The organism is Rhodanobacter sp. Soil_C_14, from assembly GCF_057657335.1.
The window spans coordinates 421,723-437,118 of record NZ_JBDGIQ010000002.1; the positions used below are offsets into that span (position 1 = coordinate 421,723).

At 66.4% G+C, this 15,396-nt stretch carries 10 protein-coding genes; 4 read left to right on the top strand and 6 right to left on the bottom strand.

The window, feature by feature from the left end:
- Nucleotides 1-3,189 (bottom strand): type II CRISPR RNA-guided endonuclease Cas9, encoded by a 3,189-nt coding sequence (gene cas9, locus AC3A56_RS07480; RefSeq protein WP_487769865.1) that lies wholly within the window; start codon nt 3,187-3,189, stop codon nt 1-3.
- A gap of 238 nt (nt 3,190-3,427) precedes the next feature.
- Nucleotides 3,428-5,764: a S9 family peptidase gene (locus AC3A56_RS07485; protein WP_487769866.1), complete on the bottom strand. Its 2,337-nt coding sequence runs from the start codon at nt 5,762-5,764 to the stop codon at nt 3,428-3,430.
- A 258-nt stretch (nt 5,765-6,022) separates the two neighbouring features.
- Between AC3A56_RS07485 and AC3A56_RS07490 the strand changes: the two genes are divergently transcribed.
- On the top strand, nt 6,023-6,775 hold the full coding sequence (locus tag AC3A56_RS07490; RefSeq protein WP_056717426.1) for a glutathione S-transferase family protein: 753 nt from the start codon (nt 6,023-6,025) through the stop codon (nt 6,773-6,775).
- A gap of 172 nt (nt 6,776-6,947) precedes the next feature.
- On the opposite strand, the gene AC3A56_RS07495 is transcribed toward AC3A56_RS07490, so the two are convergent.
- Nucleotides 6,948-7,847: a LysR family transcriptional regulator gene (locus AC3A56_RS07495; RefSeq protein WP_487769867.1), complete on the bottom strand. Its 900-nt coding sequence runs from the start codon at nt 7,845-7,847 to the stop codon at nt 6,948-6,950.
- A gap of 104 nt (nt 7,848-7,951) precedes the next feature.
- Here AC3A56_RS07495 and AC3A56_RS07500 point away from each other — a divergent pair, with 104 nt between their 5' ends.
- The 3 genes from AC3A56_RS07500 to AC3A56_RS07510 all read left to right on the top strand — a co-directional run bounded on the left by AC3A56_RS07500 (nt 7,952) and on the right by AC3A56_RS07510 (nt 10,618).
- Nucleotides 7,952-8,944 carry an aldo/keto reductase gene (locus AC3A56_RS07500; protein ID WP_487769868.1) on the top strand — a complete coding sequence of 331 codons (993 nt, stop codon included), beginning with the start codon at nt 7,952-7,954 and terminating at the stop codon, nt 8,942-8,944.
- A gap of 121 nt (nt 8,945-9,065) precedes the next feature.
- Nucleotides 9,066-9,890 carry an NADPH-dependent 7-cyano-7-deazaguanine reductase QueF gene (queF, locus tag AC3A56_RS07505; RefSeq protein ID WP_487769869.1) on the top strand — a complete coding sequence of 275 codons (825 nt, stop codon included), beginning with the start codon at nt 9,066-9,068 and terminating at the stop codon, nt 9,888-9,890.
- A 158-nt stretch (nt 9,891-10,048) separates the two neighbouring features.
- The gene (locus tag AC3A56_RS07510; protein ID WP_204110314.1) at nt 10,049-10,618 is read left to right on the top strand and encodes a hypothetical protein; all 570 of its coding nucleotides are present in this window, start codon (nt 10,049-10,051) and stop codon (nt 10,616-10,618) included.
- Nucleotides 10,619-10,670: 52 nt separating this feature from the next.
- Here the strand turns inward: AC3A56_RS07510 and AC3A56_RS07515 are convergent, their stop codons facing one another.
- The 3 genes from AC3A56_RS07515 to AC3A56_RS07525 are packed head-to-tail and all read right to left on the bottom strand — an operon-like array spanning nt 10,671 to nt 15,238.
- Nucleotides 10,671-11,735 carry a glycerophosphodiester phosphodiesterase gene (locus AC3A56_RS07515; protein WP_487769870.1) on the bottom strand — a complete coding sequence of 355 codons (1,065 nt, stop codon included), beginning with the start codon at nt 11,733-11,735 and terminating at the stop codon, nt 10,671-10,673.
- Nucleotides 11,736-11,791: 56 nt separating this feature from the next.
- A complete protein-coding gene (locus AC3A56_RS07520; RefSeq protein ID WP_487769871.1) occupies nt 11,792-12,799 on the bottom strand; it encodes an alpha/beta hydrolase in 1,008 nt (335 codons plus the stop codon).
- A 3-nt stretch (nt 12,800-12,802) separates the two neighbouring features.
- The gene (locus AC3A56_RS07525; protein ID WP_487769872.1) at nt 12,803-15,238 is read right to left on the bottom strand and encodes a TonB-dependent receptor; all 2,436 of its coding nucleotides are present in this window, start codon (nt 15,236-15,238) and stop codon (nt 12,803-12,805) included.
- Nucleotides 15,239-15,396: the final 158 nt, after the last annotated feature.

Genomic DNA, 15,396 nt, shown 5'->3' on the forward strand with positions numbered 1-15,396 from the left:
TCAGTCCTTGAAGCCGGGATCGTTGACGTAACCGAGAACATCGACGCCGACGGCACGGGCGCGCAAGGGCCGCAAGGCCGACGGTGACTTGAAGAAATATTTCAGGTCGCAGCTCTTGTCGCGGGTACGCGCGTCCACATTCGCCTCTCGCAACGCGGCCATGGCGATCATGCCCTCCGAAAACTTCGCGATGCGCATGAGCTCATACTCGCCGTTACGCTCAATGGCCAGCACATCATCCTTGTGCAACCGCATCACCAGTGGCATGCCGTTCTGTGCATGTGAAGGTGACTCCGTGAACGCCCGCTGGTTGGCCTCGAACGAGCTGATGACCTCGCCATCCCAACGCCCATCGGGTTTGCGGAAGATTTCGTAGCAGTAGTTGCCGTCACCCTTGACGTAGCGATAGGGCTGACCGTTGCGGCGATCCCTGATGGGGATGACCGACAGGCGCTCCTCGCAAATGACCCTGCGCACACCGGTGCGTGCGGCATAGGCGTCGAGCGCAGCCTTGATCTCCTTCCCCGCACCCAACGGTGCCAGCAACTGGCGAATGTCCTCACGCAGGGCTTCACTGGCGATGGATTCGGCATCGCCTGCGCTCTTGATGCTGTCCAGCGGACGGCGTCGCCCTACCAGCGGGTTGCCGCGCTTGTCCGGTGCACCCCGCAAACCGTAATTCGTGTCGTTGTGCAGGGCTGCCTGTTTGCCGTGATCGGGCTTGTGCGACACCACGATAGTCGCGAGACAGGCGCCCAGCTCTTCACGATAGCCGGGCCAGGGCAAGTCAAGCCGTTCCAGCAGGCGGTTCTCGCCATGTTCTTCGGCGCTCGCCGCTGCCGTGGCCATGCGCTGGATGAGGCTGCGGCTGCACAATCCGATCACTGCGGCATCCAATGCATGATGACGATGGTCATCGCGGTTCTTGCTGCCATCTTCGGAAAGCAATTTGCTCAATCCATACTTGCCCCGAATCATGCCGGTGAGCTTGCCGCTGGAAACCCACACATCGTCCTTGTGGCAGACATGGGTGAGGTATTGCTTGGCTGCCCGACCGAGGTAGGCGGTATCGGTGAGGTGGCGGGCGAGGAAATCCTGATCGCCGAGGAATACCTCCATCGCCCCTTCGCGAAACAGCTTGCGCTTGTGTGCCGGCAAGCGCTCGGCGCGCGCCTCGATCTCGGCCCAGCGCTCCGTGTGGCCCCAGGCGTCGAACGGCGTGCGGTTGCCCTTGTCGCGATTGCTTTGCCGTGTGCACAGGATCTTGTTGCCGACGCCATCGTGCAGGGTTTGCGAGAATGGCAGGATGTGATCGATCTCGACCTCGTCGCTGAACAGCACGGCCTTGCTCAGGCGCTTGCCGCTATAGACGCAGTAGCGATCCATGGCGTCGTCCTTGCCCAGCTCGTCCCACAGTTGCAGCTTCAGCCGGTTCTCGCGGCTGTTGCGCACGCCAAGCTTCGACAAAGCCTCCGCGTAGCCGTCGTTGCGATCCTGGTTCTCCTTCTGCTTGGCCATGATCTCGCGACGCTTCTCGCCGGATGCACCAAACTCGCGGGTCAGCTCAATGACGATCTGACGCGGCGATCCGTAGCGCTTGACGAGTGCATTCACCAGCAAGCGCACCTGGTTCAGGCCGATGTGCACGGTGGGATTGGGAATCTTGCCGTAATGGCGTTCATCCGGGTTCTTTGCGCTGGGTGTCGGCGCCGTGTAACCCGCCAGCACCTGCCCGTAGTACGGCAAGCGATCGAATATTTCGCCGGTGTGGAATTGTGAATGACTCAGGTAACCGGCGCGGCGCACGGCCGCGTCGTAGGTCACCACCTCCCGCTCCAGTTCGGGCACGATGCGCGCAAGCGCTCTCAAGCTGAGGCTGCCGTAGTCGTCCGGCAGGTTGAAGCCAGCGATGTAGCGTGCCTGCGACTCACTCAAATGCAGCGGCAACGATTGCAGCGAAGCTGCTACGGCTTCACGTTCCTCCCTGGCAAAGATGCCTTTCAGGATCTCCTCGCTGCCAGGCGAAAGGGCAGGCAGGGCCAGCAGCGCCGCTTCCAGCGTAGCGACCTGGTCAGCCAGCGCCACCAGCACGGCCAGGGCGTATTGCTGGTCGGGCGCAAGCCGCGCCCAGGTTTCACCCAGCGCCGTATCGGCGGCAAAGCGCGTGCCGACCGCGTCTGCTTTCAAACCGCTCCGCTTCTCGTCGCGCCCCAGGTTGAAATCCGCTTTGCGCAGACCGGCGGCCTTGGCGAGGCGTGACCAACTCACCGGCTTGGGTCCAGCGTCGACCTCCAGCTCGGCGAGCATGGCGTTGCGCTCGTCCAGCGTGAGCACGCGCTCGTCGATACCATCGCGCACGCGCAGATGGTTGAGTTCCTGCAACATGCGGAAGCGCTGCTGCATGGGCGCGCACAGACGGGCGCGGTACTGGGTGGGTTCAAATGGGCAGTGACCTGCTTCGACCGGCTTCAACCGCCGCTGGAACAAGAGAATGTCGCGCAGCTCCTCGCGAGCCTCGTCAGTCAGCGTGTCCGGATGGTGAGGCTGCTGCGCTTGCCACAAGGCAGCGAACTCATCCTCCACCATCGCGCGTTGCAGGTAGAGCACGTAACCGCCATCGCTGCTGCGTCTGGCGCGCACGGGTTCGCGTTCGGCGTGCTGTCTGGCGAGGTACTCACCCACGGTGCGGCAGCCCGCTGCCACAACACGCTCACGCAAGGCAGCGATGGCCTGCTTGACCTTGCCCGATTCCTTGGCCGATTCATCGTCGCGCGCATCCTTCTTGCTGCTGCGAAAGCCGCGCTTGCGCGCCAGGTGATACAGGGCGCGACCCAGCTCGTGCAGTTTCAGCGGCTGATCCAGCCCGCGGGCGCGTAGTTCGAACGGATCGAGCGCCTGCAATGACTTGCGTGCTGCCGCATCGGCAGGCATCAGGCCGTATTTCTCCAAAGCCTGCATCAGCTTGTGTCGCCGCTTGAGTACGCGATCACGGCGCCGGCGCGCCTGCCTGGCCGATCGGCGGTCGGCTGCACGCGAAGCAAGTGTCTTGGGATCGCGCCCGTCCGAGAAGATGCGCGAGCCCATGCGAACGATCTTGTCTGGTTCGCCATGCCCAGTGAGCCGATAGACGCACCAGCCCAATGAATTGGCGCCCAAATCCAGCGCCAGCCGATAGTCGATCTTTGCCATGTCGTCCCCCTTGACGCTTCCCTGTGGCACTCGTACTCTCGGCCACACTAGCAGATCAGGAAATGCGCTCTTTCCGCTAACAAGCTGATCAGCCTAAAGCTGAAAGATGCACCAAATCAGACAAGGCCGGGCAACCGGCCTTTGTCGTATCTAACGTCAAGAAGTCTCAGATTCTGCGACATGAAAAAGGCCGGGTCTGCACCCGGCCTTCTGCGTTGTTCCGATCAATCCGGCGGATTCAACGCCAGGGCCACGCCTTCAGCTGATACTCCACCGGCGGCGTATTGCCGGCCAGGTACTGCACGAAGTAATCCCAGCGGCGACGGGTGGCATACGGAGTGGCTTCGCCGTAACCGTGGTGGGCGTTGGGGATCATCAGCAAATCAAAGTTGCGGTTCGCCTTGATCAGTGCATCGACCACCAGCAAGGTGTTCGACGGCGGCACGTTGTCGTCCATCGTGCCGTGCACCAGCATCAGGTGGCCCTTGAGCTCCTTGGCGAAACTCTGGTTGGCCTGGGCGTCATAGTTGGTCTTGCCGTCCTTGTCGGTGACCAGCAGGCCCTGCCACTTCTCGGCCCAGTCGTCCTCGTAGTTGCGGTTGTCGTGGTTGCCGCTCTCGGCCCAGCCGACCTTGAAGACGTCCGGGTGGTGGAACATCGCGCCTGCGGTGGCGTTGCCGCCGCCAGAGTGGCCCCACACGCCGACGCGGTCGAGATCGATCCACGGATATTTCTTGCCCAGCTCCTTCAGCCCGGCCACCTGGTCGGGCAAGGTGTTGTCCTCGACACGCTCGAAGTAGGCGTCGTGGAATGCCTTCGAACGCCACGGCGTGCCCATGCCGTCGATCGCCACCACGATGAAGCCCAGCTCGGCCATCGACTGGTGGTCGGCGCGGGCGGAGGAGAAGCTGCGCCCGCGCACCGAACCGGTCTGCGGACCCGGGTAGATGTAGTCGATGATCGGATATTTCTTCGAGGCATCGAAGTGGGTCGGCTTGAACATCATGCCGTACAGGTCGGTCTTGCCGTCGCGGCCCTTCACCGTGAACGGAATCGGCGGCACCCAGCCGGTGGCCTTCAGCCGGGTGATGTCGGCGGTGGCCACGTCGGCCAGCTTGCGGCCGTCGTCGGCGCTGCGCAGCACGGTGACCGGCGGCGTGGTGGGGGTGGAGTACGCGTCGACGAAGGCCTTGCCGTCCGGCGACAGCGTGACCGTGTGGTCGGCTGCCTCCGGCGTCAGCAGCACCGGCTTGCCGCCGTCCAGGCTGACCTTGAAGAACTGCTGGTAGTAGGGATTCACGCCCGCCGTGCGGCCGACGCCGCGGAACCACACGGTGCGCGTCTTCGCATCGAGCTTCAGCACCTCGGTGACGTTGCCGTCGCCCTTGGTGATCGCGTGCTTGAGCTTGCCGGTGTTGAGGTCGTAGAGATACAGGTTGCCCCAGTTGTTGCGCTCGCTGAACCAGATCGCCTCGTGGGTCTCGGGCAGGTAGCGCCAGTTCACCGCGCCGTTGCCGCTCTCGTAATACGTCGGCACCTTCTCCTCGAACACGGTGCGCACCTTGCCGGTGGCGGTGTCGGCGATGCGGAACCATTCGTGCTTGTGGTCGCGCGAGGTGGAGACGAAGGCCAGGGTCTTGCCGTCGGCCGCCCACTTCACGTCGTCCCAGCCACCTTCGGGGCCGCAGCTGACGTCGTCGCACAGGCTGGAGCGGTGCTGGTCCGGCGGCATCTGCAGGCGGGTGACCTTCTTCGCGGCGACATCGATGATGACGCGCTCGATCATCGTCACGTCCTTGTCGCCGACCAGCGGGTACTTCCACTTCTCCAGCTTCGGATGGCCAACCCGGGTGCTGACCAGGTACATCTCGCCGGTCTTGCGCTGGTCCTGCTGGAAGGTGGCGATCTGCTTCGAATCGGGCGACCACTCGACGATCGCGTTGTCGGTGTGCTTCCAGCCGGCGTTGTCGGTGGCATAGCCGAAGTCTTCGACGCCGTCGGTGGTGAGCTGGGTTTCCTTGCCGCTGGCGACGTCGCGCAGCCACAGGTTCCAGTCGCGGATGAACGCCTCGCTCTTGCCATCGGGTGACAGCGCACCCGGTTCGTCGCCGGTCTTCACCAGCTTCGAAAGATCGGCGCAGCTGGCCTCGACGGCGGCGAGGTCACACGCGTAATGCTTGCCCCGCACGCCGACATCGATGCGGCCGTCGGCCATCAGCTTGTAGCTGCGCACCGGCAGCTTGCCGGCGTCGACGCTCTTGCCGCCGACCTTGCCCAGCGCCGCCGCCAGCTTGGCCTGGTCGAACAGCGGCGCGGTCTTGCCGCTGGCCACGTCCATCCGGACGAAGTGGTCGCCGGTGGCATCGTGGTCGACGTACCAGAAATGACCGGCATCGAGCCAGTCGACCTTCTGCACCGCGTGGTCGACCAGCGGTGCGGTGTTGTAACCCATGAAACGCTCTGCCTGTGCATAGTCGTTCGCGCTCAGGGTTCGCCCCTGCGCGGCGACACCGGTGGACAACGCTCCCAATACCAGCGCACCCAGCACGCGCGAACTGCCGATCATCAAACTCATGTTGCGTTCCCCTTGCGAAAGCGGATTGCTGCGACTGCCGACCCTGGCCCAGATGTACTCGAACACCTGATGCTAGCCTGCGCATGACCAATGGCACCCCTGCCATTGGTCCCGACTGTGGGCCCATGCCGCAAAAATACGCTGCCGCACGGACATCGGTCGCTTGTGACGACCGACCACGGCGCCGCGGGCCGGCCAGCTTGACGCGCGGGCGGCGGCCATCGCACGCTGCGGCATCCGTTCCGGAGGAGATGCCCCGTGACGCAGCGCCTCAGAATCATCGGCAACTACATTTCCCCTTACGTGCGCAAGGTGCTGGCCTGCCTCGAACTGAAGGGGCTGGAATACGAAGTCGATCCGATCGCACCGTTCGTCGGCAACGACGAATTCAGCCGGCTAAGCCCGCTGCGCCGCATCCCGGTACTGGTGGATGGCGACCTGGTGCTCAGCGACTCCAGCGTGATCTGCCAGTACCTGGAGGACCAGCACCCCACGCCCTCGCTGTATCCCCGCGATATCGCCGATCGCGCGCGCGCCCGCTGGCTGGAGGAGTACGCCGACACGCGGCTGGCCGACGGCCTGATCTGGCGGCTGTTCCACCAGCTGGCGATCAAGCGCCACATCTTCGGCGAAGCCCCGAACGAGGTCGTGGTGCAGCACGCGCTCGAAGTGGAGATTCCCGCCGCGCTCGATTATCTGGAGCAGCAACTGCCCGACGACGGCTTCGTGTTCGGCGCACTGTCGATCGCCGACATCAGCCTCGCCAGCTTTTTCCGCACCGCCTCGTTCGTGCGCTACGCGATCGATGCCGAACGCTGGCCGCTGATGGCCGCCCTGGTGGCGCAGGTGCAGGCCCAGCCCGCGTTCCAGAAACTGGCCCGCTTCGAGGACTGCATGCTGCGCCTGCCGCTGGCCGAGCAGCGCGGCGCCCTGATCACCGCCGGCGCCCCGCTGACCAGCGACACGCTGGGCACCAGCGCGCCACGTCCCGGCCCGCCCCGCGCTTCCTGATGGCCGGCTTCCCTGCGACCGCAGGAAATTCCTTTGGGGCAACGCAGGAGAGGTTCGGGCTACCGCAGGGAGTGCTTCAGCTGTGGGGTTCGCTCTTGATCTTCAGCCCCTCGCCAGCCCGGGCAACCCCCTCCCAACCTCCCCCTGCGCGCAGGGGGAGGAGCATCAGGCTTCAGCGCTGCTCCGCCGTCAACTCCACCAGCCAGTCGACGAACACGCGCAGGCGCGCGGGCATCTGCCGCTGCTGCGGATACAGGATGGTCATCGGCAACGGCGGCGGCGGATGTGCCGGCAGGATTTCGCGTAGTCGGCCGCTCTTCAATTCATCGCCGATGCGATAACGCGGCATCTGCGCGATGCCCAGGCCGGCCTCGCAACACCCGAGGTAGGCATCCACGCCGCTGACGCTGACGCAACCGGGCAAGGTCATTTCGCGCCGCTTGCGGCCCACCATGAATTCCAGTGGCTCGGCGCGATGGGTGGTCGGCGACACCCAGTTCACCGCCAGGTGACCATCGTGCAGCGCGGCCAGCGACTCGGGCTGACCATGCCGGCGCACGTAGGCGGCGCTGGCCACGGTGACCTGCTGCAATACACCCACGCGGCGGCCGACCATGCCCGAATCGCCCAGCTCGCCGATGCGCAGCACGCAATCGACGCCCTCGCGGACCAGGTCGACGAAGCGGTCGCCAGTGCCGATGTCGAGCTGGATCAGCGGGTAGCGCGCGAAGAAATCGCGCAGCCTGGGAATCACCAGCAGCCGCGCCAGCGTCGCCGGCAGGTCGACGCGCAGGCGGCCCTTCGGTTGCACCCGGGCCTCGCGGAAGTCCGTCTCGACCTCGTCCATGTCGGCCAGCAGCCGCACGCAATGCCCGTAATAGGTCTCGCCATCGCGGGTACTGCGCACGCGCCGGGTGGTGCGCAACAGCAGTTGCGCGCCGAGCCGGGCCTCCAGCCGCTTGATCGCATGGGTGACGGTGGCTCGCGGTAGGTTCAGGTCGTCCGCCGCGGCGGTGAAACTGCCCAGTTCGACGATCCGCGTATACAACCGCATCGCTTCGAGTCGGTCCATGGCCATTGTTGCCGTTGATTGAATGGTGATGATCATTATTGAGCATTTATCCGATGGGCGTCCGGGCGCACCATGCATCCACCTTCACCCCACGGAGCGACACCATGCAGACCCGCACGCTCGGCCGCCACGGCCCGCAAGTCTCCACCCTCGGCCTCGGCTGCATGGGCATGAGCGCGTTCTACGGCGCCCACGACGACGCCGAATCGATCGCCACCATCCACCACGCGCTGGATCGCGGCCTGAACCTGCTCGACACCGCCGACATGTATGGCCCGCACACCAACGAGGAACTGGTCGGCAAGGCGATCAAGGGCCGCCGCGAGCAGGCCTTCATCGCCACCAAGTTCGGCATCGTGCGCGGTCCGGACAACCCGCAGGCACGCGGCGTCAACGGCCGACCCGATTACGTGCACGCCGCCTGCGACGCCAGCCTCAAGCGCCTGGGCATCGACACCATCGACCTGTATTACCAGCACCGCGTCGACCCGAACGTGCCGATCGAGGAAACCGTGGGCGCGATGGCCGAACTGGTCGCCGCCGGCAAGGTGCGTTACCTGGGCCTCAGCGAAGCGTCCGGCGCCACGCTGGAACGCGCCTGCAAGGTGCATCCGATCGCGGCGCTGCAAAGCGAATTCTCGCTGTGGACGCGCGATCCGCAGGACAACGGCATGCTCGACGCCTGCCGCCGGCTCGGTGTCAGCCTGGTCGCCTACTCGCCGCTGGGCCGCGGCTTCCTCACCGGCGCGATCCGCTCGCCCGACGATTTCGACGCCGACGACTACCGCCGCGGCAGCCCGCGCTTCGTCGGCGACAACTTCGCCCGCAACCTGCAACTGGTCGAGCAGGTGAAGTCGCTCGCCGCCGACAAGGGTTGCTCGCCGGCGCAGCTGGCGCTGGCCTGGGTGCTGGCGCAGGGTGACGAGGTGCTGGCGATTCCCGGCACCCGCAAGCGCTCGCGGCTGGACGAAAACCTGGGCGCGCTCGACGTGCGGCTCACCGCCGCCGAACTCGCCGCCATCGACGCGATCTTCCCGCCCGATGCCGTCGCCGGCAACCGCTACGTCGACTCGATGATGCACATGGTCAACGTGTAGAGCCTGCCGCGTACTCGTGAACTCCCTCCCCTGCTCCGCAGGGGAGGGCCGGGGTGGGGTGTTTTTGACGTCGAAGTGCCTGAACGCAGAAGGCGGAGCGCGAGCAGTTAAACTCCACCGCATGAGCACTCCCGAACATTCCCCGCTCGGCAAGGACACCGTCTACGCCGACCGTTACGATCCCGGCTTGCTGTTTCCGATCCCCCGCGCCGACAAGCGCGCCGAAATCGGCTTGGGCGAAGTGCTGCCGTTCCACGGCGTGGACATCTGGAACGCCTATGAGTTGTCGTGGCTCGACCTGCGCGGCAAGCCGCAGGTGGCGCTGGCCGAGTTCCACGTGCCGGCGGCCTCGCCCAACATCATCGAGTCGAAGTCGTTCAAGCTGTATCTCAACGGCTTCGCCCAGGAACGCATCGCCGATGCGGCCAGCCTCACCGACACCTTGCTGCACGACTTGTCCGCCGCGGCGGGAGCCGTGGTGAACGTGCAGCTGCATGCCGCCGGCGGCGCCAGCCTGCCGGTGAGCGTTCTGGACGGCCAATCGCTCGATGACCAGGACATCGCCATCGACAGCTACGGACCGCCGGACGCGGACTTCCTGCAGGCCGACGCCACGGCCACGCCGGTGGCCGAAACCCTGGTCTCCCACCTGCTGCGCTCGAACTGCCCAGTCACCGGCCAGCCCGACTGGGGCAGCGTGCAGATCGCCTATCGCGGCGCGCCGATCGACCATGCGGGCCTGCTGCGCTACCTGGTCTCGTTCCGCACCCACAACGAGTTTCACGAACAGTGCGTGGAGCGCATCTTCGTCGACCTCACGCAGCGCTGCGCGCCCCGGCAGCTCAGCGTGTACGCGCGCTACACCCGCCGCGGCGGGCTGGACATCAACCCGTTCCGCAGCAGCACGCCGGCCACGCCGGGCAATCCGCGCACGGTGCGCCAGTAGCGGCCCGCGCGGGCGTGGCCGCCGCGTGAAAGTTCAGCGGCCGCGGCGACTCCCGGTAATCGGCGCTTCAGATCCGTCGAGCTAGCCTCGCTGCACTGGCCACACCCGCGACGGGTTGCCGCCACGTGATCGACAGCGGAGTTCCCATGAAAACCTGCATGACATCCTTCCCGCGTTCCGGCGCGCTTTGCAGCGTCGCCTTCGCCGGCGCCCTGCTGCTGAGCGCCTGCGGCAAGAACGAGCCCCCTGCGCCCGCCCCCACGCCGGCGCCGGCTTCCACGGCACCGGTGGCGCAAGCGCCCGTTTCACCGGCGGCATCCAGCGCACTGGCGCCAGCCACCGCCGCCAGCATCGCGGTCGCCGCCTCCACCTTGCCGCCGCCCACGCCGTTCAGCGTGGCCAAGCTCACCCTGGGCAGCGCGGTGAACGCCGACCACCAGGTCACCCGCCCCGGCGACAGTTTTGCCAGCAACGACAAGGCGATCTACGCCAGCGTCGCCACCGAAGGCAGTACGGGCGGGGCCACGCTCAACGCGAAGTGGAGCTACCTGGAAGGCCAGGGCCAGCTGGTCAGCAACATCAGCCAGTCGATCGCCACCGATGGCCCGGCGATCACCACGTTCAAGGTGCAGAACCCCGACCTGTGGCCGGCCGGCAAGTACCAGGTCGAGATCTCGCTCGACGGCAAGCCGGTGACGAAGCAGCAGTTCCAGATCGCCGCCCGCTGAAGATCCGGGCGGGAACGAGGGGCGAGAGCTGTTCTCTCGCCCCTCAGTCCTCTCACTTGCGGCTGTCCATCCCGTCCAGCGCCTTGCGCCCGATCGCCGGGTCGTCGGTGAAGAACGCATCGATGCCGGTGGCGAGATAGGTGCGGATCTCGGCGATCGAACCAGCCTCGTTGAAGTTGCGCGGGTCGATGCCCTGCCACCGGTCGAGCGGCAGGAAATAGTTCTCGGGGCGGAACGTGTACGGATGCACCTCGAGGCCGGCGACGTGCGCGTCGTGCACCAGCGCGGTGGGCTCGCCCAGCAGGTGGTCGAACTTCAGCGGGATGATCGCGCGGATGCCGGGGCCGATCGCGTTCGCATAGGTGGCGATGGCGCGCAGCCCGGCCGGCGTCATCATCTGCCCGTAGTCGAGTTTGCCGCCCGCGGCGGTCACGTCGTACGGCTGCTCGTCGGCATCGCCCAGCAATTGCAGCAGCCGGATGTTGCCGTGCGTGCCGTCGGCCAGCTTGCCGTGTAGGTACTGCAGATTGCCGATCTCGAATGACTGGATCTCCACCGGCGCCGTGCGCGTATAGGCGTGTGCGGCCAGCGTGGCCAGCAACTTGTCTTCCATCGGCAGGCCGATGCCGCGGAAGTAAGTGCCGTGCTTGATCTCCGGGATGATTCCGATCACGCGCCCGCGTGCCGCCGATTCGGCCGCCACGAACGCGATGATCTCGTCCAGCGTGGCGATCGGGAACTGGCCGTCGTACTGCGTGCTGCGCAGCCTGGGCAGTCGCTCGCGCGCCCGCAGCGTCTTCAGCTCGGCCAGGGTGAAGTCCTCGCTGAACCAGCCGTCGACCGCCACGCCGTCGATGGTCTTGCGGGTCTTGCGGGCGGCGAATTCCGGATGGCTGGCCACGTCGGTGGTGCTGCCGATCTCGTTCTCGTGGCGCGCCACCATCACGCCGTCCTTGGTCATCACCAGGTCCGGTTCGACGTAGTCGGCGCCGTCGGCGATGGCCTTTTCATACGAGGCCAGCGTGTGTTCGGGACGCAGGGCGCTGGCGCCGCGGTGGCCGATCACCAGCACTTTTGCGGCCAGCGGCTTCTCGGTGGCGGTGGCGACGACGGGCATGAACACTCCACAGAAAACGGCGATGGCGAAGCATAGGCGATGCATGGCGGCTCCGCTCAGTGCCCGCCGCCCGCATAGGGCAGCCCGACCACGTCGTGCAGGAACTCGCGGCTGCGCCGGTGCACCGACTCGACCGATTTCGAATACACCGACGAGGCGATCACGTGCGCGTCGGCATCGGGGAAGTCCTGCTTGCGTCGATACTTCGCCGCGGTGCCCAGCTGGTCGAACATGCCCAGGATCGCCGGCACCGACACCGTGGGGTCCTGGTTCTTCTCGTCGCGGTAGTAGTAGCCCACGAATGCCGGCGCATGGATCTTCGCGAACATGCGCGGGTTCAGCACGCTGCGGCTGAGCACCGCCACGCTGCGATAGCCGTCCATGTGGATCGCCTTCGACCAATACGCCGAATCACCCGTCTGCGGCACCACCTCGTCGCCGTGGTTGTAGGCATAACGCAGAAAGGTGCCGCCCCATGGCCAGAACATCGGCGCCAGCCGGTCGTCGCGTTCGCGCACCAGTGGCGACCACAGCACCAGCGCGTCCACCGCCTGCGGCTGTTGCGCGGCCAGCTGCATCGCCAGCGCACCGCCCATCGAGGTGCCGATCACGATGACCCGGTCACCCAGTGCGTGACCGATCGCCAGCGCCCGCGCCGCGCCGTCGACCAGTTGCTGCGCATCCAGCCCGCGCATCGCGTCCGCCGCGGCCAGGCCGTGGCCGGGCAGCCGGCTGAGGTAGAGGTTGCAGCCGAAATCGCGGGCCAGTTCGCGATGCACCGGCGCACCCTCGCCCTGGCTGGCGCCGAAGCCGTGCAGGTAGACGATGGCGCAGGCGGTGCGCGCCGGATGCTGCGGATCGGCCCAGACGATGCGCGCCTGGTTGTCCGGGCGGATGCCGGGCTGGGCGGCCTCGTGGGCGTCCACCCAGGCCTGCAGCCGCTGCGGTGCATCGGGTACCGGCGGCAGCGTCACCGTCAGCTCGCGCTTCCTTGCGCGAGGCCCGAACGCCGCGACGGCGCCCAGCGCGAGCACCACCGCCAGCACGATGCGACGCTTGCGCATCGGCTAGAACTTGCCGCTGATGCCGATGCCGAAGGTCCGCGGCGCGCCGGGGATGTAGGTGGCCAGGTTGAAGTTCTCACCCACGTTGCCGGCGTCCATCAGGTACTTCTTGCCGAGCAGGTTGGCGCCCCACACCGAAAGATCCCAGCGTCCCTTGTCGAAGGTGACGCCCGCGCGCAGGTTCAGCAGCCCATACGCGGGCTGCACATAGGCGGGATTGTTGTTGTCCTCGAAATAGATCTTCGAGCGCCACGTGTAGCTGGGCCGCACGTACAGGTTGCGACCTTCCGCCAGCGGCTGGTTCCACTGCAGGCCGATCGCCACGGTGTGGTCCGGCGCCAGCCGCAGGTGGTTGCCGGCGTAGCCCTGCTGGCGACCCTGGTTGTCCTTGTCGGCGAAACGCGCGTGCAGGTAGCTGTAGTTGAAGAAGCCGCTGAAGCGATCGCTGAATGCCTGCTGCAACGAGGCCTCGAAGCCCGGCACGCTGGCGCGGCCGGCGTTGAGCGTCAGCAGCCGGCCGCCCTGGAACGCGGTGCTCTGGAAGTTGTTGTAGTCGTAATAGAACGCGGAAAGGTCGTAGGCAAAACGGCCACCGTCGCCTTCGCCCTTCAGGCCCACTTCGTAGCTCAGGATGGTCTCGGCCGGCAGCACCACCTTGTCGTAGCCGGTGCCCGCCTCGTTGACGTTGAAGGCCAGCACGTTGGGCCGCCGCCCGCGCGACACGCTGAGGTAGCTGTTGGTGTCCTCATTGATGTGGAAGCTGCCGATCAGGCGGCCGACCACCGAGGTGCTGTCGTGTTCGTTGTGCAGCCGGCCGTTGGTCGGCACAAACAGGTTGTTCGGTCCGGTGACGCCGTTGAAGCCCGCGCCGAACAGCGCCAGCGTGGTGCCGATGCCAGACGCGGGCGAGGCGTTGGTGACCTGGTAGGCGCCGGCCTGCTCCTCGCGGCTCACCCGCAGGCCGCCGGTGATGTCGAAGCGGTCATTGATGCGCCAGGTGCCGTCGGCGAACGCCTCGTACGAGCGCGTGCGGCCGTAGTTGGTATACGCCTCCTGCTCGTTGGTGTTCAGCGGCACGCCGAGCAGCGGGATCGCGCTATAGGGCTGGTTCGGCTGGTAGTTGGCGTCGAGCAGCGGCGGCGCCGGGCCCAGCAGGGCGATCAGCTGGCGGGTGGAGTCGGACAGCCCGTCGAGCGTCGGCGCCAGCGCCAGCAGCTGCAGCAGCAGGCTGCGTTCGTCGGTGCTGAACGGCACCGCCTCGCTGCCGTTCTCGTAGAAATAGTTGGCGCCGAAGAAGCCGGTGAAGCTGCCGCCGGCGTCGTAGTTCAGGCGCAGCTCCTGGCTCAGCTGGTGGCTCTTCGAATGCTCGGCGAAGTTCAGCATGTTGACCTGCGAACCGTCGGCGTCGAACTTCTCCAGCGAATTGAACTTGCGCAGGCCGGTGGTGCTGGACAGCCGCCAGCTGTCGCTCAGCGCGAAGTCGCCGATCGCGGTGAGCCCGTAGACCTTGCGGCGCAGCCCCAGCTGGTCGCCGTGATCGAGATCGGCCGCGCCGTAGACGTCGGTCGAGCCGTAGCGGTTCGGCACGATGCCACTGTGGAAGTCGGTGCCCGGCGGGGTGTCGCGCTGGTAGTTCGCGATCAGGTCGATGCCGCTGCCGCTGCCCACATTGAAATGCAGGCTGGCGCGGATCGCCTTGGTGTCCTCGCCGCTGAGCCGGCCGCCGCTGAGGTTCTCGACGTAGCCGTCGTGGTAGGCGTTGTGCACCGCCACCCGGGCGAAGACGTTGTCGGAGATCGGCGTGTTGATCCAGCCGGTGAGCTTGCGGCTGGAGAAGTTGCCGAACTCGCTCTGGAAGCCGCCCGAGTTGCCGGCCTGCGCCTTGTTCTGGATCAGCGAGATCGCCCCGCTCTCGGCGCCGCGGCCGAACAGCGTGCCCTGCGGCCCGCGCAGCACCTCGACGCGGTCCATGTCGAACAGCGACACCATCGAGCCGCGCGAACGGCTGATGTCCACGCCATCCTGGAAGATCGACACGCGGCTGGCCGCCGTCGCCGCGCCATCGTCGGTGGTGATGCCGCGCACCGCGATGCCGGGGTTGTTCGGGCTCTGCACCTGCACCTGCACGCCGGGCACGTAGCGGCTGAGCGTCTCCACGTCGCTGATGCCGAAGCGCCGCATGAAGTCGTCGGAGTACGCCGAGATCGAGATCGGCACGTCGACCACCTGCTGCTCGCGCTTCTGCGCGGTCACGGTGACCCGGTTGAGATTGATCGCGTTGGCCACCGACGGCGCACTGTCCGCCGACGCGGGCGCGTCGCCCGCCTGTTGCGCCTGCACGGCCATGGGCGCCAGCCCCAGCAGCAGGCAGCGGATCGACCAGGACAACCAGTTGCGAGGTGACGCCAGGGCGTCAGCACGCGGATTCGGATTCGACATGATTTCCCCAGGAAATGCGCGAGCCGCCAGCGAAGGCGGCGTTTCATTATTGTCGTCCGTGCATGACAGGCACATGTCCCGCTGACCGGGCCCGCCCCACCTGTCGCCACGTCCGTCCCCCCGGGGTCGATGATTGCAGCCCCGTTGCCACGCAAGCT